Annotated in this window: 20 protein-coding genes; 7 read left to right on the top strand and 13 right to left on the bottom strand. The window is 63.6% G+C overall.

Annotated elements, in window-relative coordinates:
- Positions 1-12 precede the first annotated feature (12 nt).
- Entirely contained in the window at positions 13-1,044 is a 1,032-nt protein-coding gene (locus NFH97_RS13730) for a DctP family TRAP transporter solute-binding subunit (RefSeq protein ID WP_375037969.1), read from the bottom strand.
- Between the two features lie 414 nt (positions 1,045-1,458).
- Between NFH97_RS13730 and NFH97_RS13725 the strand changes: the two genes are divergently transcribed.
- Positions 1,459-2,355 (top strand): DMT family transporter, encoded by an 897-nt coding sequence (locus tag NFH97_RS13725; protein WP_348814739.1) that lies wholly within the window; start codon positions 1,459-1,461, stop codon positions 2,353-2,355.
- On the opposite strand, the gene NFH97_RS13720 is transcribed toward NFH97_RS13725, so the two are convergent.
- The 9 genes from NFH97_RS13720 to gcl all read right to left on the bottom strand — a co-directional run bounded on the left by NFH97_RS13720 (position 2,352) and on the right by gcl (position 12,086).
- Complete coding sequence (locus NFH97_RS13720; RefSeq protein WP_045994092.1) at positions 2,352-2,861, bottom strand: DUF192 domain-containing protein; 510 nt, start codon at positions 2,859-2,861, stop codon at positions 2,352-2,354. The genes NFH97_RS13725 and NFH97_RS13720 overlap by 4 nt on opposite strands.
- Positions 2,862-2,870: 9 nt before the next feature.
- Positions 2,871-4,019 carry an ABC transporter ATP-binding protein gene (locus NFH97_RS13715; protein ID WP_108448254.1) on the bottom strand — a complete coding sequence of 383 codons (1,149 nt, stop codon included), beginning with the start codon at positions 4,017-4,019 and terminating at the stop codon, positions 2,871-2,873.
- 2 nt (positions 4,020-4,021) lie between these two features.
- The gene (modB, locus tag NFH97_RS13710; protein ID WP_045994094.1) at positions 4,022-4,690 is read right to left on the bottom strand and encodes a molybdate ABC transporter permease subunit; all 669 of its coding nucleotides are present in this window, start codon (positions 4,688-4,690) and stop codon (positions 4,022-4,024) included.
- A 7-nt stretch (positions 4,691-4,697) separates the two neighbouring features.
- Positions 4,698-5,513 carry a molybdate ABC transporter substrate-binding protein gene (modA, locus tag NFH97_RS13705; protein ID WP_348814740.1) on the bottom strand — a complete coding sequence of 272 codons (816 nt, stop codon included), beginning with the start codon at positions 5,511-5,513 and terminating at the stop codon, positions 4,698-4,700.
- A 46-nt stretch (positions 5,514-5,559) separates the two neighbouring features.
- Positions 5,560-6,282, bottom strand: a complete 723-nt coding sequence (locus NFH97_RS13700; RefSeq protein WP_045994095.1) for a GntR family transcriptional regulator — start codon at positions 6,280-6,282, stop codon at positions 5,560-5,562.
- A 162-nt stretch (positions 6,283-6,444) separates the two neighbouring features.
- Positions 6,445-7,920 carry a pyruvate kinase gene (pyk, locus tag NFH97_RS13695; RefSeq protein WP_045994096.1) on the bottom strand — a complete coding sequence of 492 codons (1,476 nt, stop codon included), beginning with the start codon at positions 7,918-7,920 and terminating at the stop codon, positions 6,445-6,447.
- Positions 7,921-8,501: 581 nt separating this feature from the next.
- Positions 8,502-9,386 carry a 2-hydroxy-3-oxopropionate reductase gene (locus tag NFH97_RS13690; protein WP_349624958.1) on the bottom strand — a complete coding sequence of 295 codons (885 nt, stop codon included), beginning with the start codon at positions 9,384-9,386 and terminating at the stop codon, positions 8,502-8,504.
- A 46-nt stretch (positions 9,387-9,432) separates the two neighbouring features.
- Positions 9,433-10,212: a hydroxypyruvate isomerase gene (hyi, locus tag NFH97_RS13685; protein WP_349624957.1), complete on the bottom strand. Its 780-nt coding sequence runs from the start codon at positions 10,210-10,212 to the stop codon at positions 9,433-9,435.
- A 98-nt stretch (positions 10,213-10,310) separates the two neighbouring features.
- Positions 10,311-12,086 (bottom strand): glyoxylate carboligase, encoded by a 1,776-nt coding sequence (gene gcl / locus NFH97_RS13680; protein WP_349624956.1) that lies wholly within the window; start codon positions 12,084-12,086, stop codon positions 10,311-10,313.
- A 574-nt stretch (positions 12,087-12,660) separates the two neighbouring features.
- Between gcl and NFH97_RS13675 the strand changes: the two genes are divergently transcribed.
- Complete coding sequence (locus NFH97_RS13675) at positions 12,661-14,715, top strand: EAL domain-containing protein (RefSeq protein ID WP_349624955.1); 2,055 nt, start codon at positions 12,661-12,663, stop codon at positions 14,713-14,715.
- A gap of 67 nt (positions 14,716-14,782) precedes the next feature.
- On the opposite strand, the gene NFH97_RS13670 is transcribed toward NFH97_RS13675, so the two are convergent.
- Together NFH97_RS13670 and NFH97_RS13665 are read right to left on the bottom strand one after the other, a co-directional pair.
- A complete protein-coding gene (locus NFH97_RS13670) occupies positions 14,783-15,625 on the bottom strand; it encodes a bifunctional allantoicase/(S)-ureidoglycine aminohydrolase (RefSeq protein ID WP_213229131.1) in 843 nt (280 codons plus the stop codon).
- A gap of 79 nt (positions 15,626-15,704) precedes the next feature.
- Entirely contained in the window at positions 15,705-16,196 is a 492-nt protein-coding gene (locus NFH97_RS13665) for an ureidoglycolate lyase (RefSeq protein ID WP_349624954.1), read from the bottom strand.
- Between the two features lie 203 nt (positions 16,197-16,399).
- On the opposite strand from NFH97_RS13665, the gene NFH97_RS13660 reads away from it, so the two are divergent.
- The gene (locus NFH97_RS13660) at positions 16,400-17,836 is read left to right on the top strand and encodes a YfcC family protein (RefSeq protein WP_349624953.1); all 1,437 of its coding nucleotides are present in this window, start codon (positions 16,400-16,402) and stop codon (positions 17,834-17,836) included.
- A 52-nt stretch (positions 17,837-17,888) separates the two neighbouring features.
- On the opposite strand, the gene puuE is transcribed toward NFH97_RS13660, so the two are convergent.
- Positions 17,889-18,830: an allantoinase PuuE gene (puuE, locus tag NFH97_RS13655; RefSeq protein WP_045995184.1), complete on the bottom strand. Its 942-nt coding sequence runs from the start codon at positions 18,828-18,830 to the stop codon at positions 17,889-17,891.
- Between the two features lie 770 nt (positions 18,831-19,600).
- Here puuE and NFH97_RS13650 point away from each other — a divergent pair.
- The 4 genes from NFH97_RS13650 to NFH97_RS13635 all read left to right on the top strand — a co-directional run bounded on the left by NFH97_RS13650 (position 19,601) and on the right by NFH97_RS13635 (position 24,152).
- A complete protein-coding gene (locus NFH97_RS13650) occupies positions 19,601-20,359 on the top strand; it encodes an aspartate/glutamate racemase family protein (protein WP_108132434.1) in 759 nt (252 codons plus the stop codon).
- Between the two features lie 70 nt (positions 20,360-20,429).
- Positions 20,430-21,791, top strand: coding sequence for an NCS1 family transporter (locus NFH97_RS13645; RefSeq protein ID WP_108132433.1), 1,362 nt, complete (start codon positions 20,430-20,432; stop codon positions 21,789-21,791).
- Positions 21,792-21,857: 66 nt separating this feature from the next.
- The gene (locus NFH97_RS13640; protein WP_349624952.1) at positions 21,858-22,631 is read left to right on the top strand and encodes an aspartate/glutamate racemase family protein; all 774 of its coding nucleotides are present in this window, start codon (positions 21,858-21,860) and stop codon (positions 22,629-22,631) included.
- 66 nt (positions 22,632-22,697) lie between these two features.
- Positions 22,698-24,152, top strand: coding sequence for an NCS1 family nucleobase:cation symporter-1 (locus tag NFH97_RS13635; protein ID WP_349624951.1), 1,455 nt, complete (start codon positions 22,698-22,700; stop codon positions 24,150-24,152).
- Positions 24,153-24,169 lie beyond the last annotated feature (17 nt).

The raw sequence follows: 24,169 nt of genomic DNA, 5'->3' as shown, positions 1-24,169 counted from the left end.
CAGAGCGGTTGCTCAGCGCGCGTCGATGGCGCTTCGGGCGGCCTCGACCAGGTCCTCGCCGATGCGCGGTACCCACTTCTCGTAAACCCCTTCGGTCGCCGCGACGAACGCCTCGTGCTGCTCCTCGTTCAAGTCGGTGACGGTCACACCACGCTCCTGAATGGCCGCCAGGCGCTCGCTCTCCTGCTCGCGGGTCATGGCGATCTCCCAGGCGCCGGCTTCGACCGCGGTCTCACGCAGCAACGCCTTCTCGTCATCGGACAGGGTGCTCCAGACCTGCTGGTTAGCGGCGAAGATCAGCGGATCGTTCATGTAGTTCCACAGCGTTACGTGCTCCTGGCCGACCTGGTCGATACGCGCCACGTCGAACACCGACAGCGGGTTCTCCTGGCCATCCACCGCGCCGGTGGTCAGCGCCGGCTTGGCGTCGGCCCAGCTCATCTGGGTCGGGTTGGCGCCCAGTGCGCTGAAGGTGTCCTGGAACAGCGGCGACCCCACCACCCGGATCTTCAGGCCTTCCAGGTCCGCCGGCTCGTCGATCACGCCCTGGGAATTGGACAGCTGGCGGAAGCCGTTCTCGCCCCAGGCCAGCGGCACCACGCCCCGCGACTCGATCGCCTGGAACACCAGCTCGCCGGCCTCACCTTCGGTGATCGCGTCCACCGCGCTCTCGTCCGGCATCAGGAAGGGCAAGGAGAACAGATTGAGTTCCGGCACCTGGGGCGACCAGTTGATGGTCGAGCCCACCGCCAGGTCGATCAGCCCCGAGCGCATCGCCGAGAACTCCCGGGTCTGGTCACCGCTGACCAGCTGGGAATTGGGAAAGACCCTGAGCGTCAGCTCGCCGTCGGAACGCTCCTCGACCAGGTCAGCCCACTTCTGAGCGGCCTGGCCCCAGGGGAAGGCATCGGAAAGCACCGTGGAGACCTTGAGTTCCCGCGCTGCGACGTCCGCCGAGGCGGCCAGCGAGCCAAGGGCGATGGCCGCACCGACCAGGGTGAGAGAGAAACGAGACGGCGAGCGCGAGCCGAACAGAGATGTCATGACGTGTCCTTGCATTGATGCCCCCTTGGCCAGGCCAACGCTGACCGGCACCTGACACAAGCGCTGCATCAGAAGCCGGATCTAGCCTGGCGAAGGCTGGGGGTCGAGTGTGGTGATTAAGGGAGAAACGTATTGATCTTGTCGACTTTTCAATATGCCTGCAAACGGTAATCCGCGACAAGTGCCGCGCGATGCGCGAAAGGCCCGTTGGCCTTCGGACACGCACGCTCAGATGTCCTCGCCATGTCGTTCGTGCGAGGGCTGCACGGCTGGAGCTTGTGAGAGCGTGGACACCAAACGTCTGCGAAGGGGGTGCTAGCATGACGCGGTGAACAAGGCAGTCGAACGAAGGCGCCCCTCGGACCGGCCCAGGGGCTCTGCTATGCTGCTCGTTTTACCCATCAAGGACGACCGGTGCCCCTACGCGACCTCCTTCTCGGCCTCCTGGTCATCGTCATCTGGGCGTTGAACATCATCGTCATCAAGCTTGGCGTGTCAGACATGCCGCCCTTGCTCCTGACCACCCTGCGCCTGGCATTGGTGGCCGCGCTGCTGGTGCCCTTTCATCCGGTGGCGCGCCATCACCTGCCCTTCCTGGCACTGCTGTCGGTGACCTTCGGGGTGATGAACTTCGCCCTGCTGATCATCGGGCTCGGCCAGGCCGAGGCGGGTACCGGTGCCTTGCTGGTGCAGATGGGTACGCCCTTCGCCACCCTGCTGGCGGTGATCTTTCTCAGGGAGCGGCTCGGCGCAAAACGCCTGGTGGGACTGTTGCTGTCGTTCGGCGGCATTGGCGTGCTGGCCGGCGGGCCGACCCTGCCGGCGCCGCTGCCTACCGCACTGCTGCTGGCCAGCGCACTGGGCTGGGCGGTATCCCAGCTATTGATCAAGCTCGGACCCAAGGTCTCGCCGATGGCGATTGCCGGCTGGATCGCGCTGTTCGCCACTCCCCAACTGGCGCTGGCCTCCTGGTGGTTCGAGGACAACCACTGGCAGGCCATGCTCGACGCCGGCCTTGCGGGATGGGGGGCGGTGCTCTACACCGCCCTGATGTCCTCGATCCTGGCCTACGGCATCTGGTTTGGCTTGATCCGGCGCCACGACGTCAACCGGGTGGTACCGCTGACGCTGCTGGTGCCGGTGCTGGCGGTGATCCTCGGCATCGTGCTGCTGGGTGACAGCGTCAACGCCTACAAGCTGGGCGGTGGTGGCATGGTGGTCGCCGGGGTGGCGCTGATCGTCATCCGCTTCGGGCCTCGTCGTGCTCCCGCCACCCCGCCGGTACCCACCGCCCCCAGCAAGGACCCCTAGCCGCTGCAGCTCTCGCTGCTGCCCGGCCAGCTGACACAGTCGCCGGGACCGACGCCCAGCGCCTCGAACGTCCCGGCCTTGACCTCCAGGGCAGCGTGGTAGCGCGACGCCGGGCGGGTGGTCGGACATTCCTGGGCCTCGCCCTGGCAGGGCTCCATGCGACGAATCTCCTGGATGCGTCCGTCGGCACCGATAAAGGCGATATCCAGCGCCAGCAGGGTCTGATACATCCAGAAGCCGTTATGCACCCCCTGGGGACTGGCGTAGAGAAACAGCATGCCGGCGTCATCGGCCAGTCGCTCGCGCCCCATCAGCCCACGGTTGCGCTCCGCCGCCTCGTCGGCCACCTCGACCGTCAGACGACTCGGCCCCTGGGATCCATGGACCACCAGGGTTACCTCTTCCCTGTCGGCGGCGGCAAAGGCCGACGTCGCCAGAAAGGGAGTAGAAAACGCCACCGGCGCGAGCGCCAGGGAGCTGAGGAATCGACGGCGAGTCAGGGTCATGGAGGCCTCTCAGTCAGGATGGTCATCGGCAGGCAAGGCAGGCAGCTTATCCGCTTGCATCAGGTGGATGCCAGCAGCCAGCAACGAGACATTGACCCAGGCACCCTGCTCGAGTCCATTGCGCCTGGCGGCGTGGGTCGAGATATCAAAGCGCAGGGGCTGGCTTTCGTGGGGCACCCTCAGGGTCACGGAACTCTGTCCGCCCAGCACCAGCAGCTCGTCTACCCGCGCGGTGACCAGGTTTTCCCGCACCCCGCGGGAGGGCCGGTCGCGGCGCTGCAGCACGATATCGGATTCCGGCAGGTACCAGGTCACCCTGGCTCCCTCGCCGAGTCCCTCGAGGCCTGCGGCCACCTCAAGACACCACTCGCCCCAGCCAAGGCGCAGTCCCTGGGCGGTATCGACCACTCGCCCGCTGAAGATGTTCGGCCGGTCCAGCAGGCGCGCCACCTCGGGACTGTCGGGGCGCCGGAACAGCTCGCTCGGGGTGCCCTGCTGCAGGGTCCGGCCGCCATGCAGCACGCACAGGCGATCGGCCAGGGCGCTGGCCTCGTTGAGGTCGTGGGTGACCAGCACGATGGGGATATTGAGGCGTTCGCGCAACTGCACCAGCTCACGCTGAAGCCGACGGCGCGTCACCTGGTCCACCGCCGAGAAGGGTTCGTCGAGCAGCAGCACCTGTGGCTCCCTGGCCAGCGCCCTGGCCAAGGCCACCCGCTGACGCTGGCCGCCGGACAGCTCTCGCGGCAGGCGCCGCTCCAGCCCTTCGAGGTTGACTCGCTCTAGCCAGTGCGCGGCTCGCAGGCGACGTTCACGCCGCGGCAGGTGGCCCAGGGCGGTGGCGATATTGTCGGCGGCGTCGAGATGAGGAAACAGCGCATAGTCCTGAAACACCAGCCCCACCCTGCGCCGCTGCGGCGACCACACGACCCCCTGTTCGGCGTCAAACCACCGCTCACCGCCACAGTGCACCGTCCCCGAGGCGGGAGCATAGAGCCCCGCGATGGCGCGCAGCAGGGTCGACTTGCCGCTGCCCGAAGGTCCGACCAGCGCCAGCAACTCCCCGGGACGGCAGGCGAACTGCGCCTCGAGCGGGATCGGCCCGGGCTGGGCCAGGTCGACGTCGAGTCCCGTATGGACATCCTGGTGATGGTGCATGCTCAACGCCCCCGCCAGCGGCGGCGCGCCGCCAGCCCGTAGACCACCGCAATGGTCACGAAGGAGACCACCAGCAGCAGCGCTGACATCACCCCGGCGGCCCCCTCGTCGAAGGCCTGGACGTGGTCGTAGATGGAAATCGCCAGGGTGCGGGTCTCGCCATCGATGGCCCCGCCGACCATCAGGATGACGCCGAACTCCCCCAGGGTGTGGGCAAAGGTCAACGCCAGCGCCGAGATGACGCCAGGCATCACCAGCGGCAATTCGATGGTCATAAAAGTGCGCCAGGTCGATAGCCCACTGCACCAGGCGGCCTCACGCAGGTGGTCCGGCAAGGCCTCGAAGGCACGCTGGATCGGCTGTACCGCGAAGGGGATGTTGACCACCAGCGAGGCCAGCAGGATGCCGCTGAAGGAGAAATTCAGGCTGGTGCCGGTCAGCGCCTGCCAGGCGCCGCCCAGCGGGGCGTCGGCACTGAAGGCGAGCATCAGGTAGAAGCCCATGACGGTGGGCGGCATCACCAGCGGCAGTGCCACCAGGGATTCCGCCAGCGGCCGCCAGCGTGACCGGCTGTGGGCCAGGCGCCGCCCTAGCCAGATACCCGGTGCCAACAACAAGAGACTGGTCAGCAAGGCCAGCTTGAGCGAGACGACCAGCGCCAGAGCGTCCATAAAGCGGCTACTCGCCGGTCACGGGCGCAGTGAAACCATAATCCCGCAGAATCTCCTGCGCCTCGGGCGTCTGCAAGAAGTCAAAGAAGGCCTCGGCGCCGGCGCCCGCCCCTTCGAGCAGCACCATGCGCTGTACCAGGGGTCGATGCCAGTCTGCGGGGATCAGCCGCCAGGCAGCGCGCTCGGCCAGGCGTGGCGCCTTGACCAGGGAATAGGCGACCAGGCCACCGGAGGCCTCGGCGGACAGCGCGAACTGGGCGGCCTGGGCGACGTTTTCACCCAACAGTTGCAGGGGTTCACTTGCCTGCCACAGCCCTTGGCGCTCGAGCACCTCGCGGGCGGCCATGCCATAAGGGGCGTGGCGCGGGTTGGCCAGGGCGATACGCCGCGCAGGGCCTCCCTGCTCAAGCCCTGCGACCGCCTCGCGCACCGCCTCAAGCGGTGCGTCCTGCGGCGGCAGCGGTCGGCCGTCACGCTGCAGCCAGACCAGCCGGCCCTGGGCATAGTCGACGCCCTCGCCCTGGGTCAGCCCGGCCTGCTCGAGGTCCCGGGCGCGGCGCTCGTCCGCCGACAGAAACAACGCGAAGGGCGCCCCCTGTTCGATCTGGCGCTGAAGATTGCCCGAGGCGCCGAAGGTGACGCTGAGGTCGATGTCGCCATCCTTGCTGGCGTCGCTGTCGCTCGTCTTGAAGCGCTCGATCAAGGAGGGCATCGCGAGCTGTAGCGAAGACGCCGCCGCGACGTGAACCCGGTCGGCCACGGCGGACATCGGTGCAAGTCCGAGAGACAGGCCAAGGAGAAGGATCGACAAGGGAAAACGCATGATCAACACGGCTCGCGGCGGCAATCAGGAAGAAAGGAGTCTCGCCTCAACCCTCGCCGCCCAGGATCGACTTGAGGTCGATACGGCTGTCCCGTGGTCCCAGGTCGAGAAGGCCCATCAGGCTGTCGAGGTGATGCTCGATGTCGTTGCGACTGGCTGCGGCGTCGCCACTGCGCAGGTGCTCGAGCAGACGGTGGTGATCGCCCTCGAGATAGCAGCTACCGAGCCCCTGGCGCTTGTACAGCGCGATAACGATCGAGGTGCGCAGGATCAGGTCAGTGAGCATGGTGCCCAGCACCCGGTTGGGAGAATGCTCCGCCAGCAGGTGGTGGATCGCCAGGGAATGTTCGATGCGCGAAGGCTCATCATTGGCGAGAAAGGCCTGACGCTCACGGTCGGCACGATCCTCGATCTGCAGCAGTACCGTCGATGGCAGCGTGCCGGCGGTCAGCGCCGCCAGCTCACCTTCCACCAGACGCCGGGCGGCAAAGGTCTGGCGGGTTTCGTCCACGTCCGGTGAGCGCACCCGCGCCACCTGATTGGGACGCTGGTCGACCACGTACTCGGAGGCCAGACGCGTCAGCGCCTTGCGCACCACCGAACGACTCACGCCGAACACCTCGCCCAGCGTCACCTCGGGCAGTCGAGTGCCCGGCGGCAGCCGCTGGGCCAACACGGCTCGGCGAACCTGGCGTACGATATCCCCATCGCTGATGCGTCCCCCGGCCTTGATCTCGGCCAGCACCTCTTGCTGCCAGGCGTTGCTCATTGCTGCCTACCCATCATCTTGGAAAGCTTGACCTTCTCACGTTTTCTGCCATTGCACCACATTCAGCGCATCATATGTATACACCAGTGGTGGCACCCCACAACGACCGCGCCCGATCCATTGGATCGGGCGCGGAACCTGTGCATCGGGCTGAGTGAAGGTTCAGCCAGCGACGTGACCGTCGTTGACGTCCAGGATCTTCAGGGTATTGGTGCCGCCGTGGGCGTTCATGTGGTCGCCGCGGGTCAGGATGACGTGGTCCCCCGGCACGGCCACGCCGTGGTTAACCAGACGCTCCAGGGCGCGGTCGTTGAGCTCGGAGGCGGACATTTCGCTGGTGTCGAAGGGCAGCGAGATGACCCCGCGATACAGCGCCATGCGCCGCTGGGCGATTGGGTTGTGGGCCAGCCCGACGATCGGCAGGCCCGAGCGGATGCGCGAGGCGATCAGCGGCGTATAACCGGTGGAGGTCATGCAGGCGATGGCGGCCACCCCCTCCAGATGGTTGGCGGCGTACATCGCCGACAGCGCGATGGTCTCGTCGATGCGCTCGAAGCCTTCGTGGATGCGGTGCCCGGACTCCTGGGCGATACGCTCGCGCTCGGCGCCCAGACAGACGCGATCCATGGCTTCGATGGTTTCCACCGGGTAGTCGCCGGCGGCGGTCTCGGCCGACAGCATCACCGCGTCGGTAGCGTCCAGCACCGCGTTGGCCACGTCGAACACCTCGGCCCGGGTGGGCAGCGGCGACTCGATCATCGACTCCATCATCTGGGTGGCGGTGATCACCGCGCGGTTATGGCTGCGGGCATGCTTGATGATGCGCTTCTGGGTACCGATCAGCTTCTCGTCACCGATCTCGACGCCCAGGTCACCACGCGCCACCATCACCGCCTCACTGGCCTCGATGATGCCATCCAGGGTTTCATCGGAGGCCACCGCCTCGGCGCGCTCGAGCTTGGCGACCAGGCCGATCTCGGCGCCGGCCTCGCCCAGCAGGCGACGCGCCTCCAGCATGTCCTCGGCGGTGCGCGGAAAGGACACGGCCAGATAGTCGACGCCGATATCGATGGCGGTCTTGAGGTCTTCCTTGTCCTTGTCGGTCAGTGCCGGCGCCGACAGGCCACCGCCCTGCTTGTTGATGCCCTTGTTGTTGGACAGCTTGCCGCCGACCACCACACGGGTATGGATCTGGCTGCCGTCGACGCGGTCCACGTCCAGCACCACGCGGCCATCGTCCAGCAACAGACGGTCGCCACCGGCCACGTCGTCGGCCAGTTCCTTGTAGTCGCAGCCGACCCGGGTGGCGTCGCCAGCCTGGGAATCCATCGACACATCGATGACGAAGTCAGCGCCTTCTTCCAGATTGACCGCCCCCTCGGCGAAGCGGGCGATGCGGATCTTGGGTCCCTGAAGATCCCCCAGCGCGGCCACACTGCGACCGAGTCGATCGGCGATGGTCCGGACCTCGTTCAGGCGGCGGCGATGGTCGTCGGCGCTGCCATGGGAAAAATTGAGGCGAACCACGTCAACGCCGGCACGCAGCATCTCCTCCAGGACCCCTTCACGATCACTGGCGGGCCCGAGGGTGGCAACGATCTTGGTACGACGTACGGGGGTATGCGGGAGTTGGCTCATGCTGTCCTCGACTGGTTCGAAAATGACGCAAGCAGGATAGGTGGAAGCCACTTCGATGGCATCCAGATCCGAATCCTGTAATTTTACTACAAAATGATCGCTGTAGCGACCACCACTAAAGGCCAAGATGCTGGTGCCACCACCTCTACGATGCGCCAAGGTTAGGCGCAACCTGATGATAGACAAGGATCATCACGGAATTCGAGCACGCCAATTCCAGCGCAGGAAAATTTGATCGCGGCCTGTAATTAAACTACAAAACTTTCGTGATAGCGGGGCTCGCCAGCAGTGATACCTGTTCAAGGCTGCCTTGCTCAAGAGGCTATCGCAATCCCTCTTTCCGTCGATACGAGAGAGATGCCCAGGAAGAAGGACAACCAGGGCTCAGGTCAGCATCGCCTGGCATCAAGCGTCGCCTGACAGCAAAAAGAGCTCACCGATGGGAAAAATGGGGGGGCCCATCGGCGAGCAAGGATCGCCTGCGCGATCCCGACGAGTGACGACCTCACACCCGCCGTTCAGGGAGCAGTCATCTCCCTGCCCGGCCCCCGGACCTTGCCGGCCCGAGGGCTCGAACCCGTCTACTGACCGATTTCGTGATCGGCCAGGGCCTCGAGGGCACGCACAATACCGGCGTGATCCCAGTCGCTGCCACCCAGGGCGGCACAGGACTGGAACAGTTGCTGAGCGTTGGCGGTACCCGGCAGCGCCAGATTGAGCCCTCGCGCTCCTTCCAGTGCCAGATTGAGATCCTTCTGATGCAGGCGAATACGAAAGCCAGGATCGAAGGTCCGCTGGATCATCCGCTCACCGTGCACGTCGAGGATCTTCGACTGGGCCAGACCACCCAGCAGCGACTCACGCACCTTGGCCACGTCGGCACCGGCCTTGGAGGCGAACAGCAATCCCTCGGATACCGCCTCGATGGTCAACGCCACCACGATCTGGTTGGCCACCTTGCAGGTCTGCCCGGCCCCGTGACCGCCGATATGCGTGATGGTCTTGCCCATCACCTCCAACAGCGGCAAGGCACGCTTGAAGCCTTCTTCTGTTGCGCCCACCATGATCGTCAGGGCGGCATTGATGGCGCCCCCCTCGCCGCCGGATACCGGCGCGTCGACATACTCGCCCCCGGCCTCATGGATACGGCGAGCGAACTCCTGGGTCGCCAGCGGGGCGATCGAGCTCATGTCGATCACCAGGGTGCCGGGCTTGAGCCCTTCGATCACGCCGTCTTCGCCGAACAGCACGTCTTCGACATCCGGGGTGTCGGGGACCATGGTGATGATCACCTCGCTGGCCTCGGCCACGGCCCTGGGGCTTGCGACCTCACTGAGCCCCTGGTCGGCCAGGGTCGCGTCGAGCTTGCCGCGCTTGACGCTGACCAGCTCATGCCCGGCATCCAGCAGATGTCCCGCCATGGGACGCCCCATGATGCCCAGTCCGATAAAACCGATCTTGCTCATTGTGATTCTCCTTGCCTGATCTTTCAGGGGGTTACGAATATCGGGATCACGCCCTGGCCTGGTCGAACCAGCCCAGACCTTCCTGGGTGGTCGTGGCCGGCTTGTACTCGCAGCCGATCCAGCCCTGATAGCCGATCCGGTCGAGGTGGGCGAACAGGAAGGGATAGTGGATCTCGCCACTGCCCGGCTCGTGACGTCCGGGGTTGTCCGCCAGCTGCACGTGGGCGATGCGTGCGAGATGACGCTCCATCGTCGGCGCCAGGTCACCTTCCATGATCTGCATGTGATAGATGTCGTACTGCAGCTTCAGATTGTCGCTGCCCACCTCATCGAATAGCGCCAGCGCCTGTTCGGTGCGATGGAGAAAGAAGCCCGGGATGTCACGGGTATTGATCGGCTCGGCCAACAGCACGATACCGGCGTCGGCCAGGCGTTTGGCGGCGTAGCGCAGGTTCTCGACCAGCGTACGGCGAGCCTCGTCCTGACTGACGCCTTGGGGCACGATACCGGCCAGACAGTTGACCTGACCGCAGCCCAGGGTGGTGGCGTACTCAATCGCGGTGTCGATGCCAGCACGAAACTCCTCGACGCGATCCGGGTGGCAGGCGATACCGCGCTCTCCGGCGGCCCAGTCGCCGGCCGGCAGGTTGTGCAGCACCTGGGTCAGGCCATGGGCGTCGAGCCGCGCCTTGATCTCCTCGGCGGGATGGTCATAGGGAAAAAGGTACTCGACACCCTGGAAGCCGGCCTTGGCGGCGGCCTCGAAGCGATCGAGAAAGTCCACTTCGGTGAACAGCATGCTCAGGTTGGCGGCAAACTTGGCCATGAAAATCTCCTGTTGCGCGTAGGACACTTCGTCGATCGACGACCGCCAGACCATTGCGGCCGTCGCTCTCAGTTCAAGCTGAATCAGTTCAAGCTGAATCAGGTCAGAGCAGCGATGGAACTCGGTGCATCCTCGAGGTTCTCGGCCAGCGCCTCGAACTCGTTGATACCGGTCAGGTCGGTGCCCATGGCGATATTGGTGACCCGCTCGAGGATGACCTCGACCACCACCGGCACGCGGTGCTGGCGGGCCATCTCGCGGGCCTGCTCCAGCGCCGGCGCAATGTCATCGGGCCGGCTGACCCTGAGCGCCTTGCAGCCCAGGCCCTCCACCACCGACACATGGTCGACGCCGTAGCCGTCGATCTCCTCGCAGTTGATGTTCTCGAAGGCGAGCTGCACGCAGTAGTCCATGTCGAAGCCGCGCTGGGCCTGGCGAATCAGGCCGAGATAGGCGTTGTTCACCAGCACGTGGACGTAGGGCAGTTTGAACTGGGCGCCCACCGCCAGCTCCTCGATCATGAACTGGAAGTCATAGTCTCCCGACAGCGCCACCACTTCGGCCTCGGGATCCGCCCGGCAGACACCTAGGGCGGCAGGAATGGTCCAGCCCAGGGGGCCAGCCTGACCGCAGTTGATCCAGTGGCGTGGCCGATAGACGTGCAGGAACTGGGCACCGGCGATCTGTGAAAGGCCGATGGTGCTGATGTAGCGGGCGTTGCGGCCGAAGACCTTGTTCATCTCCTCGTAGACCCGCTGGGGCTTCACCGGCACATCGTCGAAGTGGGTCTTGCGCAGCATGGTGCGCTTGCGCTCCTGGCAGGACGCCACCCAGCCGCTGCGATCCTTGAGCCGCCCCTGTTCACGCCACTCGCGGGCCACCTCGACCATCGTCTCGAGCGCCGCCTTGGCGTCGGAAACGATGCCGTAGTCGGGGCCAAAGATGCGGCCGATCTGGGTCGGTTCGATATCGATATGCACGAAGGTGCGGCCTTCGGTGTAGGTCTCGAGATTGCCGGTATGACGGTTGGCCCAGCGGTTGCCGATCCCCATCACGAAGTCCGACTCAAGCAGGGTCGCGTTGCCATAACGATGGGAGGTCTGCAGCCCCACCATGCCCGCCATCAGCGGGTGATCGTCCGGCACCGCGCCCCAGCCCATCAGGGTCGGAATCACCGGCACTCCGAGCAGCTCGGCCAGGGTCTGAAGCTCGCCGGCGGCGTCGGCGTTGATGATGCCTCCTCCCGCCACCAGCAAGGGGCGCTCTGCCTCATTGAGCATACCCAGGGCCTTTTCGCACTGGGCACGGCTGGCCCGCGGCTTGTAGGCCGCCAGGGGCTCATAGGCGTCTACATCGAACTCGATCTCGGTCAACTGGACGTCGATGGGCAGATCGATCAGCACCGGCCCCGGACGCGAGGAACGCATGATCTGGAAGGCCTGCTGGAAGGCGTGCGGCACCTGGGCCGCCTCCCGCACGGTGATCGCCCACTTGGTCACGGGCCCGGCGATGGCCTGGATATCCACCGCCTGGAAGTCTTCCTTGTGCAGCTTGCTGACCGGGGCCTGACCGGTGATGCAGAGGATCGGTATGGAGTCGGCGCTGGCGGAGTAGAGCCCGGTGATCATGTCGGTCCCGGCAGGCCCGGAGGTGCCGATGCAGACCCCGATATTGCCGGCCTTCGTGCGGGTATAGCCCTCGGCCATGTGGGAGGCGCCCTCGACATGGCGCGCCAGCACATGGTCAATCCCGCCGACGCGTCGCATCGACGAATAGAAGGGGTTGATCGCGGCCCCGGGCACGCCGAAGGCCACCTCGATACCTTCCTTGATGAGTACGTGAACAGCGGCGTCGGCAGCAGTCATGCGAGTCATGATGCATCTCCTGAATCGTCTATTATTGTATACATTTTTTGCAGCGCAACATCATACGAAACTGTTTTTTTGGAATCTCTTTCCATTATTTCTAGCAGCCGGACAAGCGCCCCGCAAACATTTTTGGAAATTTTTTCCATTAGCCCATTGGCGTCAGCCAACTTGCGTCGACAAGTCCCTGATACAACGAGTGATCGGTGAGATGTGCCGTAACGGGCATCGCCCATCCGGGCGAATCGCGCGACAACTGGCGGTCGCGCGGACAAGGAAAGATTCGAAAGCACGGCGCCGTGCGGATGAACCAGAGAAAACGTCAAGAAGAGTGAGCGGAACAGGAACACTCACCCGCACAGCAACGGGCTATACTCGATAAACTGTGCGGTTTAAAGCACGACAGGCCGTCGGATTGGCGGGCACCCGCCGCAATCACCTCTGATGACCAGACGGGAAGGCAACCTTGCCCAGCGTTTCATGGTGCGCCAGCCAATGACGCTCTTGCTCTTGCTCTTGCCCCGCTCTCCTGCGCGCAAGCGTCACCGGGCGCTCGAGATCGACTGCCACGGTGATCGACACGATGGCCAACTTTCGCGATATCGATGAGCGCTTGTCCAGCCTGTCGGCGCATCGCACCCTGCTGGCCATTCGCAACGCCTATCTGTCGATCCTGCCCTACGTCATCGTGATGGCAGCGGTGACCGTGGCCGCCAATCTGTTTCACTTCGCTGGCATCGACACCGGCATCGCCGTCTATGTCAGCCACCTGGCCCGCTATCTCGGAGAGCTGTTTCCCGAAGTGATCCTGCTGTCGTTGAGCTGGTCACTGAACAGCCACAACCGCATCCGTGCACCGGCCGTCATGCTGGTGTCACTGCCGGTGTTCTGGATCCTGTGCGGCTGGGATCAGCTCTACTCCGAAGTCGGCCAGCAGACCCGCAGCCTGGGGTCGACCATCGCCATCTACCCCGCCATCCTGCTGACCCACACCACCTTCAAGCTATTCGCCCGGGAGAACACCCGGAGCCATCCCCAGCGAGTGGTCATGAGCCAGATGATCACCTTCAACCTGCGCTACGTGCTGCCTGGCGTCATGGCAGTCATGCTGGCCATCGTGCTGCGCTTTGTCTTCGTCGCCCTCGCCGATCGCTACGCCCAGGACATCTATGCGCTGCTGGTGGACCGTATTCCCTATCACCTGGAGGTCATCCTGTTCGTGATGTTTCTGCAGGTGCTGTCGCTGTTCGCCATCCACGGCTACGCCACCATGCTGGGGGTGTTCGAATACCTGCAGAACAAGAGCGACGTGCTGGGGCTGCCCTCGCCGGAATTCTTCACCCTCTACGCCACCCCGGGAGGGGCGGGCTCGGTGTTGTGCCTGATGCTGGTGATGCTGGTGGTGAGTTCGCGCCGGGAGTACAAGTCGCTGGCGCGCATCTCCGCCCCGCTGACCTTGTTCAACATCAGCGAGACCCTGGTCTTTGGCATACCGCTGGTGTTCAACCTGCGCATGGCCTGGGCCTTTATCTCGGTGCCGACGATCAATGCCAGCCTGGCCTACGCCGCCATGTCCATGGGCTGGGTAGCGCCGCCACCCAACAGCGTCCACTGGGCGGTGCCTTATCTGATCTCGAGCTACCTGGCTTTCGACGGCGTCTACCTGCCATCGATGCTGCTGCAACTGACCTGTATCGGCTGCGGGGTGCTGATATACAGCGTGGCGTGGCGCCGCTATGTTCACCGCGAGCGCTCCAGCAAGGACGAATACCCGGTCTTTCCCTCGCGCAATGCAAACGACTCGGCGTTTGGCGATGACGCCCTGGATATTGTGCTGATGGAAGAGAACGTCAGCCGCTGGAGTCGTATCAAGCAGGCAGACCGAACCCTGAAATGGCTGAACGAAGGCCAGCTCGAACTGGTCTTCCAGCCCATCGTCGACGTCAGCACTCACCGCATCAAGCACATCGAGGCCCTGCTGCGCTATCGCGATGCCCAGGGCCTGCTGCATCCCCCACAGTTTCTGGACGTGCTGCGCCACCACCCCGGCGTCATGGAAGGCATCGAATGCTGGGTGATAAGGACTGCCGCTCACCATGTGCGGCAGTGGAATGAGGCGGGGTTGTCCAAGCGTCTGTTCATCAACGTGACGCCGCTGTTCTTTTCCAGCGGCAACGTCCGGCGATGCTTCTTCAATGCGCTCAACGATTGCCCGGTCAACTCGCTGGGCATCGAGATCACCGAACAGGCCCTGCTCGAGGACCTTCCCCGAACGCTTTCCGATATCAAGCTGTTTCAATCCATGGACGTCCAGTTCGCACTGGATGACTTCGGCAGCGGATACTCCTCCTTCAACTACCTGAGCCAGCTTGGCGTGGACTTCATCAAGCTGGACAAGACGCTGATCGACAATATCCACCTGCCCCGCCAGGCCAGTGTCGTCGAATCGGTGTACCAGTTGTGCCGGCACTTGAGCCTGCAGGTCATCTGTGAGGGCGTGGACAAGGACGCCAAGGAGGCTCGCCTCGAACGAATCGGCGTCACCCTGATGCAGGGCTTCCTGCTCTACCGCCCGATGGAGGCCCCCGCGCTGGAAACCCTGCTGCGCCAGGAGAAGCACGCAGCAGGTTCCCTATAAGGGGCGAGAGGGGGGCGGGGTCAGGGGCCTCGATCGAGCTCGCTTTCCGGGTCGAGGCCCTGGTCGCTCAGTCCAGCGTCGGCAGCTTCATGTGCCGATTGACGTCCTTGTACAGCAGGTAGCGGAACGGACCGGGACCACCGGCGTAGCATGCCTGCGGGCAGAAGGCGCGCAGCCACATGTAGTCTCCCGCCTCGACCTCGACCCACTGCTGGTTGAGGTGGTACACCGCCTTGCCCTCGAGCACATAGAGGCCGTGCTCCATGACATGGGTCTCGTCGAAGGGAATCACTCCGCCGGGCTGGAAGGTCACCACCGTCACATGCATATCGTGACGCATGTCGTCGGGATCGACGAAGCGGGTGGTCGCCCACACCTCGTTGCAATCCGGCATCACCGTCGGCGCGATATCGTTCTCGTTGGTGACGATGGGCTCGGGCAGATCGATACCGTCGACGCGTTCGTAGGCCTTGCGTATCCAGTGGAAACGCACGGCTTCCTTGCTGCGATTGTGCACCTGCCAGTCGCTGCCGGGAGGGATAAAGGCGTAGCCGCCGGGCACCATCACGTGCACCTGGCCCGCCAGGGTCAGCTCAAGCTCACCCTCGACAACAAACAGCACGCCTTCCGCCTGAGGGTTGGGCTCCGGACGTTCACTGCCGCCCTCCGGGCCGACTTCCATGATGTACTGGGAGAAGGTTTCGGCGAACCCCGACAGCGGCCGTGACAGCACCCACAGCCGGGTGTTGTGCCAATGGGGCAGCTTGCTGGTGACGATGTCCCGATAGACGCCCTTGGGGATCACCGCGAAGGCCTCGGTGAACATCGCCCTGTCGGTGGTCATCACCTTCTGGTCCGGATGCCCACCGCGGGGCGCATAGTAGTGTCGTGTCGGTTGAGAAGTGCTCATTGAAAAATCCTTGTTGTTGGCCCGTATGCCATGCAGCAGTATCGCTCAGCCGTGTCTTTCGCCCGGTCGACGGGGCTCGTCACTCACCCAGGGTGACGCGAATCTCGAGGGGGTATTCGTCGCAATTGTTGCCGTCACCACCGCGATCGACGACGAGAAACTCGCCTTCACGCTCCAGCACGGACTGGATGGCGTGCCAGGTACCGGCGCGGTAGTTGACGCCCTGACGGCCGTCGGTGACGAAGGCACGCGCCTCAGCAGGGTCGATGCTATCGCCGGCCGGAGCCACCACGATGATGAAGCGTTCCTCATGCAGCGGCATGAAGGCCTGGCTGCCGAGAGGATGGCGCTCCAGAAAGGACAGCGTCAGCGGCAACTCGATGGGCTGGCTGACGAACAGGCTGATCATCGGCCGCGCGTTGTCGCCCAGGGTCTCGATCGGCACCAGATCATGGTGGCGCTGGGTGCGGCCAGCATTGATCGGAAAGGAGGCGGAGCTGCGCGCGTCGATGACCTCGCCAAAGGGGGCGAAGGCCTCCGCCGTCAGGGGATGTGCGGTCAATTCGAGCATACACGTCTCTTCAGTTGTGGCTGATGCGATGCAATCCGTTAAAACCCCGTGATCAGGCCCCGAAAACACTGCACCAGATTTTCTTGTGGAATTAAATTTCATAATAATATTGACTGTCATGCTGGCGCAATTCTTGCGCCATGAGTCATGACAAAAAGCGCTCGCCATTTCCTACAAATACATCAACAAACGATGAGAACCACATGTCACAGACAACCCCCGATTCCAGCCCAGTGACACGTAGCAGTCCATTTCGCATGCCACACATTTACGTCATCCTTTTCATTTTCATCGGGTTGGCTGCACTGGCAACCCACTTCGTCCCGGCCGGTGAGTACGAACGTATTCCAGGTCCGAATGGGCGAATCACCATCGATGCAGAGTCCTTTCGATTCGTTGACCCTAGCCCCGTTGGCTTCACCGACTTCATGCTCGCCATCCCCAATGGATTGATGAGCGCCGGGCAGGTCGTGTTCTTTACCTTCATGATCGGCGGCATGTTTATGGTCCTGCGCCGTACCGGCATCATCGAAATCGGTGTAGACAAACTGAGTCGACGCTTCACCAACCGTCGTTTGATGATGATTCCCGTGTTGATGACCGTCTTTGCACTCGTCGCTACCATCATCGGCACACAAGAGCTATCTCTCGTCTACGTGCCGGTGATCCTTCCCCTCATGATCGCCCTGCGCTTCGACTCGATGACAGCAGCAGCCGTCGCGCTCTGCGCGACCACAGCAGGCTTTACCACCGGGGCCCTCAACCCCATTAACACCGGCCTCGCACAGCAGCTCTCCGGTCTGCCTCTGTATTCAGGTTTTTTGCTGCGCGCGCTGATCTTCGTAATCATTCTTGGTGCCGCCATCTTCTTTGTCATGCGCTATGCACGTCGCGTGGCTGACGACCCCGCCCTTAGCCTGATGGCAGAAGACCCCGCTGAGGCGGACAAACGCCTCGCCTATCAGCATGCCTCGGATGACGGTGAACTCAAGGCGTCTCACCGCCAACGCCTGGCGGCTCTTGCCACTTTTGCCTTCATGGCATTGCTGGTCTACGGCGTTCTTTCCCTCGGCTGGTTCATGATGGAAATGGCGGGACTCTTCATCATTATGGGTGTCGTCGTCGGCATGATCGCCGGTCTCTCTACCGAAGATATCTGCGAAGGCTTCAACCAGGGGTTTCGTGATGTGCTGGTCGGAGCCATGATCGCCGGTATCGCTCGCGGCGTCGCCGTGGTGCTCGAAGATGGACAGATCATGGATACCCTGGTCTTCGGACTCGGTAATCTTGTGGGCGAGCTTCCCTCACTGCTTTCTGCCGCCGGCATGTACTTCTCCCAATTGGCCTTCAACTTTGTGGTTCCATCAGGCAGCGGCCAGGCACTGGTTACCATGCCGATCATGGCACCGCTGGCGGACATTGTCGGCGTTACTCGTCAGACGGCTGTTCTCGCCTATCAACTGGGGGACGGAATCGGCAATATCCTTTACCCCACGTCAGGCTATTTCATGGCTACCCTGGCCTTGGCGGGTGTCCCATGGCAAAAGTGGGTCAGGTTTTTCTTGCCCCTGTTTTGCGTTTGGGTCGTGATTTCCCTCGCTTTCCTGCTGCTGGCTCAGGCCATCCAATGGGTTGGCTGACCGAGCCTCTCACCGAAACTGACGCCGGTCATCTCGACCGGCGTCTTTCCTTCTAGCCGATCGGCGCCGGCGTCGGCGCGGGAAACTGCTCCGCCCAGTGGCGGGCAATATCGATCCGCCGGGTGACCCAGACCCGATCGTGGGCCTCGATATGGTCGAGAAAGCGCTGCAAGGCGCGAAAACGTCCCGGACGGCCAATCAAGCGGCAGTGCAGGCCCACCGACAGCATCTTGGGAGAGTCCTCGCCCTCGGCGTAGAGCACATCGAAGGCATCACGCAGATAGGTGAAGAAGTGATCGGCAGTGTTGAAGCCCTGGGGCGCGGCGAAGCGCATGTCATTGCTGTCCAGGGTATAGGGCACCACCAGATGCGGATGGTGCTGGCCCTGGCTGTCGGCCTCGCAGGTCCAGAACGGCAGGTCGTCGCCGTAGTAGTCGCTGTCGTAGAGGAAACCGCCTTCATCGAGTATCAGCCGCCGCGTGTTGGGGCTGTCGCGGCCGGTGTACCAACCCTGAGGACGCTCGCCGTAGAGCCGCTCGAAGATCTCGATGGCCTTGCGCATGTGCTCCCGCTCGACCTTCTCCGAGACCTGCTGGTAGTGGATCCAGCGATAGCCATGACAGGCGATCTCGTGCCCCAGCTCCTTGAAGGCGTGGGCCAGTTCAGGGTGGCGTTCCAGCGCCATGGCGACTCCGAATACCGTCAACGGCAGCCCCCGCCGCTCGAATTCCCGCAGCACTCGCCAGACCCCGGCACGGGAGCCGTACTCGTAGATCGACTCCATGCTCAGATGGCGATCGGGATAGCTGTCGGCACCGATGATCTCGGACAGAAACTGCTCGGAGCCCGCATCACCATGGAGTACACAGTTCTCGCCGCCCTCTTCGTAGTTGAGCACGAACTGCACGGCGATCCTGGCCTTGCCTGGCCAGTTGGCATGGGGAGGCGTGCGACCATAGCCGATCAGATCACGCGGATAGGATGTTGTTGTCATGGGTAGCTTCTCCTGAAAGTCGGGCGATGGCCGGGGCCACCACTGCCGTGCGAGCGTGCAAGTACATAGGCGACAGAGCAAGGTGGCGTACCTGCGGTCCCGGGCGCCTGCGGTTGAATGGTCAGCTGAAACACGGTTTCTGGAACCTGGTGCTCAGGTCGTGGTGGCAGGCACACGGGACCAGGCGCTTTTAGCCAGACACATGAGCAACGACGCCTGGGGCTCCCTGAATGGCGCGCTTGGGCTGATCGTTTCAACGAGACACTTCCGCTGAACGCTACCCTCCGGGCGCAGCGTTTGCGCCTGCCTTCGCTCCTCCCTTGCGCCTGCCTTCGCGCGCCGTGCGTGACGTCACCGCACGCCATTATGTATACAAACTAAAAATAGACTGTACTCACTTTCTTGGCAACACCTTCATCGATCCCCTACCAGGGGAAAAGGCACATCGTACTTCGCCGCAGAACTCGCCCACGCCCCTCCCCTCACTGCCCATACCGTTCATGACGACAGGCCGCATGAAGTCCAGACACGACATACTGTATACAATAATTACCATGAAATTGTACTGACCATATCGATAATCTAGTATTCATTTACAGTTCACACTCCTCATGATCGTGACCGTCGCACCATAAAAACACTCACTGCACTGTTTTTTAAGGCGTTTCCCCGCCAACCGCGCTCGACCAATTCAGCCCTTGATGCGTATCCGATATCGATCTATTTTGTGTACAAAGATATTAATTCCTCGTCCATGAAGGAAGACAGGCATGCATCTCCACCTGATCAACCCCAACACCACCGCCGGCATGACCGAGACGATTCGCCTCGCCGGCAGTGCCATCGCCGCGCCAGGCACGCGCATCACCGCCTCCCAGCCGGTCAGTGGCCCGGTTTCCATCGAGGGCCATTTCGACGAGGCGATCAGCGCCGTGGGCGTGGTCGAGGAGGTCCTGCGCATGGACAGGGAAGCCCAGGTCGATGCCTACGTGGTGGCCTGCTTCGGCGACCCGGGCTTGTTGGCGGCGCGAGAAGCCACCCGTGCACCGGTGATCGGCATCGCCGAAGCGGCCTTCCATATGGCCAGCCTGATCAGCACGCGCTTCTCGGTGGTGACCACCCTGGGACGCACCGTGATCATCGCCGAGCACCTGCTCGACCAGTACGGTTTCCGTCACCAGTGTCGCCGAGTGCGTGCCGCCGAGATCCCGGTGCTGGACCTTGAAGACGATAGCGACTGCGCGCTCGACAAGATCATCGAGGAGAGCCGTCGTGCCAGGGACGAGGACGGCATCGGCGCCATCGTGCTGGGCTGCGGCGGCATGGCCGACCTGACCGAAACCATCAGCCGCGAGGTGGGCCTGCCGGTGGTGGAAGGGGTGACGGCGGCGGTGAAGCTGAGCGAGGCACTGGTAGGGCTGGGCCTTGGCACCTGCAAGACCGGTGACCTGGCCTTTCCCCGACCCAAGGCTTTCAGCGGCACCTTCCAGCATCTGTCCCATCTGGATCTGGAGACCACCGGCCGCTGACCCCTTCCCTCTGCCCCTGACCGCATGACAAGGCTTGACCCATAACAATCCACAACGAGCGAGGTCCAAGATGACCACTTCCACTTCCCGGCCAGGCGAGCCCCAGGGCGTCGCCGAGGCCACCACCAAGAGCGTCGGCGACGAATCGCTGGCCCCCCAGAAGACCCGTATCATGGGGCGCACCTCCTACCTGCTGGCCTGGTTCGGTGGCTGCGTCTCGATCGGCACCTTCACCATGGGCTCCAGCGTGGTCGGCACCCTCAACCTGATCCAGGCCACGGTGGCCATCGCCATCGGCTGTTTCGTCATCGGCATCGCCCTGGCCATCAATGGCGCCGCGGGCTACAAGTACGGCATTCCCTTCATGGTCCAGGCGCGCAGCGCCTTCGGTTTCCAGGGCACTCGTCTGCCAGGACTGGTCAGGGCGGTGCCGGCCATCGTCTGGTACGGCTTTCAGAGCTGGATCGGAGCGGGCGCCCTGAACCTGGTGTCGGCCACCCTGTTCGGCTACGACAACCTGATCGTGTTCTTCATCGGCTTTCAGTTTCTGCAGATCGGCCTGTCGGTGCTCGGCTTCCAGGGCATCAAGTGGCTGGAGAACGTGGGTAGCGCCTTCATCCTGGCCTCGCTGGTCTACATGTTCTATAGCACCGTGGTCCGCTACGGCGATGCCCTCTCGGCCAACCTGTTGACCATGGAAGGCTCCTGGGGGCTGCCTTTCTGGGGTGCCACCATGCTGTTTCTGGGCATCTACTCGACCATGATGCTCAATGTCAGCGACTACTCCCGCGAGCACGTCAAGGGCACCGGGCCGGGTCTGTTGACCACCATCTACGCCATGTCGATCCTGCCCTGCACGCTGTTCATGGGGTTGATCGGCTACATGGTGTCCGAGGCCACCGGCGTGGCTGACCCGATCAAGGTCTTCGCCAACGCCGTGGACAATACTCCGCTGCTGATGACGACCCTGTTGTTCATCGCCTTCGCCCAGGTCACCACCAACGTGCTCAACAACGTGGTGCCGCCCACCTACGTGCTGATGGACACCTTCAAGATGAGCTTCCGCAAGGCGACGGTGGTCGTCGGCCTGCTGGCCTTCGCGACCTTTCCCTGGGAGCTGGTCAAGGACGAGTCTGCCGCCGGCCTGCAGGTGTTCGTGCAGACCTACTCCTCCTTCCTCGGCCCGATCTTCGCGGTACTGGTGGTGGACTATTACCTGATTCGCCGCCGCACCCTGGATCTGGACAAGCTGTACGACGAGAACGGCCCTTACCGTGGCGTCAATCTGGCCGCCTTCATCGCCACCGCAGTGGGCGTCGTCGCCGCCTTCAGCATGCCCACGGTGTCCTGGTACGCAAGCCTGATCCCGGCGGGCCTCACCTACCTGCTGCTGATGCGCTACTGGAAGGGCTGCCAGCGCTTTACCCAGTGAACAAGGCGAGGCCCCGACCCCAGTTGGTCGGGCGCCTCGCACTCGTCGAATTCCGAGGACAACAAGATGACACTCTCTCTTCCTTCCCTGCTCCAGGCTGTCGCCGTTCCCGGGCTCGCCCTGATGATGGCCGTTGCGCCGATGGCCAACGCCGAAAAACCAGCATCGGCACCCCTGAGCACCATCGTGCTCATCAACCCCAACTCCAGCGATACCGCCACCCAAGCCATGGCAGCGCTGGCCGAGCGGGAAACCCAGGGAAAGGCGCGGGTCGTCGGGGTCAGCAATACCTCGGCGCCTCGCCTCTTGACCACCCCCGAGGATATGGTCGCGGCGAGCCAAGGCGTAGTCGAACTGGGCCGCCAGGCCGCCGAAGCCCCATCCACCGGCGCCATTATCGTTTCGGCCTTCAGCGATCCCGGACTTGATCAACTGCGCGAAGCCGTCGACATTCCAGTATTCGGCATCGGCGAAGAGGTCTTCCACGAGGCAGCGCGCGATGGCCGCCCCTTCGGTATCGCCACCATCACCCCGGACCCGGCACTGATCGAGTCCTTTGCCGCCAAGGCCGAGGCTCTGGGCTATCAGGATCAGTACAGAGGCACCCGCGTCACCCCCGGCGATCCGGTTGCCTTGCTCGACTCGCCGCAGGCACTCGATACCGCCCTGGCTGACGCCATCGAGGCCTCGGTCGGCGAAGACGGCGCCGAAGCCGTGATCATGGGCGGGGGGCCCTTGTCAGATGCCGCCATTCGCCTTCAGGACAGCACCGAAGTGCCCTTGGTGATAGCCGTCAGTGCGGCGGCCAGGGCGGCGGTCGCGGCCCTGGGCCGCGACTGAGCGCGTCCTTTGCATCAATAGTCACGACGGCTGAAACAACAACAGAAACAAGAAAGAGACACCTTTATGTCCCATGACGATCTAAGCCTCGATACCTCCCGGGTCGATCCGGGCCTGTACAACGAGGACCTGGCCCCGCTGCCCCACGCTCGGCGAAACTGGGGCGCCTTCGAGATCTTCAACGTCTGGTCCAACGACATCCAGAGCCTGTTCGGCTACACCCTGGCCGCCTCGCTGTTTCTGTCCTACAACCTGAGCGGCTGGGCGGTGATGGCGGCGATCATCCTGGCCGGGGTGATCGTGATGTTTCTGGTCAATCTGACCGGTGCCCCCAGCGTGCGCTACGGCATCCCCTTCCCGGTCATGGTGCGGGCGAGCCTGGGCGTGCGCGGCTCCAACCTGCCGGCGCTGTTGCGAGCCCTGGTCGGGATCTTCTGGTACGGCGTCCAGACCTACTTCGCCTCCACCGCCGTCACCCTGATGATCACCGCCCTGATCGGTACCGACGGCGGGGCCGGCATACTCGGTCTGTCACCGGTCGCCTGGCTGTCCTTCGTGCTGGTGTGGCTGTTTCAGATCGCGATCTTCTGGTCGGGGATCGAGCGCATCAAGCACTTCCTCAACTGGGCGGGGCCACTGGTCTACGTGGTCATGGTGGCGCTGATGGTGGTGGTCTGGTGGCAGGCCGGCAGCGAGCTGCTGCCGGCGGTGGGCACCATCTTCTCGGCCAGCGGGGAAGGCGGTGGTGGCATCGGCGCCTTCGCTGCCGTCGTCGGTACCATGGTGGCCTACTTCGCCGCCGTGGTGATCAACTTCGGCGACTTCACCCGCTTCGTCAGAACCGAACGTCAGATGAAGCTTGGCAACCTGCTGGGGCTTCCCCTCAACGTCGCCTTCTTCTCCTTTATCGCGCTGATCATCACCGCCGGTACCCTGGTGCTGTTCGGCGAGGCCCTGACCAACCCCACCGATATCGTCGAACGGGTCGACGCCTTGCCGTTGACGCTGCTGGCGGCGGTCACCTTCTTCGCCGCCACCGTCGGCATCAACCTGGTGGCCAACTTCATTCCCCCGGCCTACGACCTGGCCAACCTCTTTCCCCGGGCGATCAGCTTCAAGGTCGGCGGCCTGATCACCGCCTGCGTGGCGTTCTTCGTCGGCGCGCTGTGGGTCTCGGTGATCAGCCAGATCGGCGTGCCCGGCTTCGTCAACGCCGTGGGTGCCATCGTCGCTCCGTTCTACGGCATCATCGTGGTCGACTTCTACCTGATCAAGGGCCGCCGACTCGACGTCCAGGCGTTGTTCTCGTCCCGTGAAGGCGACGCCTACACCTACACCAACGGCTGGAACCTGCGCGCCGTGGTGGCCTTTGCGCTGGCCGCGATCTTTTCGCTGGCGACGGTAGTGGTGCCGGCCCTGCAAGGACTGGCCGGCTTCGGCTGGATGATGGGGGCAGCACTAGGTGGCGCTATCTACTACGCGCTGATGCGCCAGCACAAGCAGGCGGTGACGGCCAGCTGAGGCCAGGCCCGACAGCC

Origin of the sequence: Halomonas sp. SCS19 (genome assembly GCF_040147015.1) — a bacterium.
Classification (GTDB): domain Bacteria; phylum Pseudomonadota; class Gammaproteobacteria; order Pseudomonadales; family Halomonadaceae; genus Halomonas; species Halomonas litopenaei.
Note: the sequence above shows the minus strand (reverse complement) of the source record. Positions and strands in the feature narration are given on the sequence as shown.

Bases quoted from the DNA above. Each gene is read 5' to 3' on its own strand.
- NFH97_RS13675 (WP_349624955.1), top strand. From the start codon at position 12,661: ATGGCCAACTTTCGCGATATCGATGAGCGCTTGTCCAGCCTGTCGGCG.
- modB (WP_045994094.1), bottom strand. From the start codon at position 4,690: ATGGACGCTCTGGCGCTGGTCGTCTCGCTCAAGCTGGCCTTGCTGACC.
- hyi (WP_349624957.1), bottom strand. From the start codon at position 10,212: ATGGCCAAGTTTGCCGCCAACCTGAGCATGCTGTTCACCGAAGTGGAC.
- NFH97_RS13690 (WP_349624958.1), bottom strand. From the start codon at position 9,386: ATGAGCAAGATCGGTTTTATCGGACTGGGCATCATGGGGCGTCCCATG.
- NFH97_RS13700 (WP_045994095.1), bottom strand. From the start codon at position 6,282: ATGAGCAACGCCTGGCAGCAAGAGGTGCTGGCCGAGATCAAGGCCGGG.
- NFH97_RS13720 (WP_045994092.1), bottom strand. From the start codon at position 2,861: ATGACCCTGACTCGCCGTCGATTCCTCAGCTCCCTGGCGCTCGCGCCG.
- NFH97_RS13645 (WP_108132433.1), top strand. From the start codon at position 20,430: ATGACCACTTCCACTTCCCGGCCAGGCGAGCCCCAGGGCGTCGCCGAG.
- pyk (WP_045994096.1), bottom strand. From the start codon at position 7,920: ATGAGCCAACTCCCGCATACCCCCGTACGTCGTACCAAGATCGTTGCC.
- NFH97_RS13635 (WP_349624951.1), top strand. From the start codon at position 22,698: ATGTCCCATGACGATCTAAGCCTCGATACCTCCCGGGTCGATCCGGGC.
- gcl (WP_349624956.1), bottom strand. From the start codon at position 12,086: ATGACTCGCATGACTGCTGCCGACGCCGCTGTTCACGTACTCATCAAG.
- NFH97_RS13650 (WP_108132434.1), top strand. From the start codon at position 19,601: ATGCATCTCCACCTGATCAACCCCAACACCACCGCCGGCATGACCGAG.
- NFH97_RS13665 (WP_349624954.1), bottom strand. From the start codon at position 16,196: ATGCTCGAATTGACCGCACATCCCCTGACGGCGGAGGCCTTCGCCCCC.
- NFH97_RS13730 (WP_375037969.1), bottom strand. From the start codon at position 1,044: ATGACATCTCTGTTCGGCTCGCGCTCGCCGTCTCGTTTCTCTCTCACC.
- NFH97_RS13640 (WP_349624952.1), top strand. From the start codon at position 21,858: ATGACACTCTCTCTTCCTTCCCTGCTCCAGGCTGTCGCCGTTCCCGGG.
- NFH97_RS13660 (WP_349624953.1), top strand. From the start codon at position 16,400: ATGTCACAGACAACCCCCGATTCCAGCCCAGTGACACGTAGCAGTCCA.
- modA (WP_348814740.1), bottom strand. From the start codon at position 5,513: ATGCGTTTTCCCTTGTCGATCCTTCTCCTTGGCCTGTCTCTCGGACTT.
- NFH97_RS13715 (WP_108448254.1), bottom strand. From the start codon at position 4,019: ATGCACCATCACCAGGATGTCCATACGGGACTCGACGTCGACCTGGCC.
- puuE (WP_045995184.1), bottom strand. From the start codon at position 18,830: ATGACAACAACATCCTATCCGCGTGATCTGATCGGCTATGGTCGCACG.
- NFH97_RS13670 (WP_213229131.1), bottom strand. From the start codon at position 15,625: ATGAGCACTTCTCAACCGACACGACACTACTATGCGCCCCGCGGTGGG.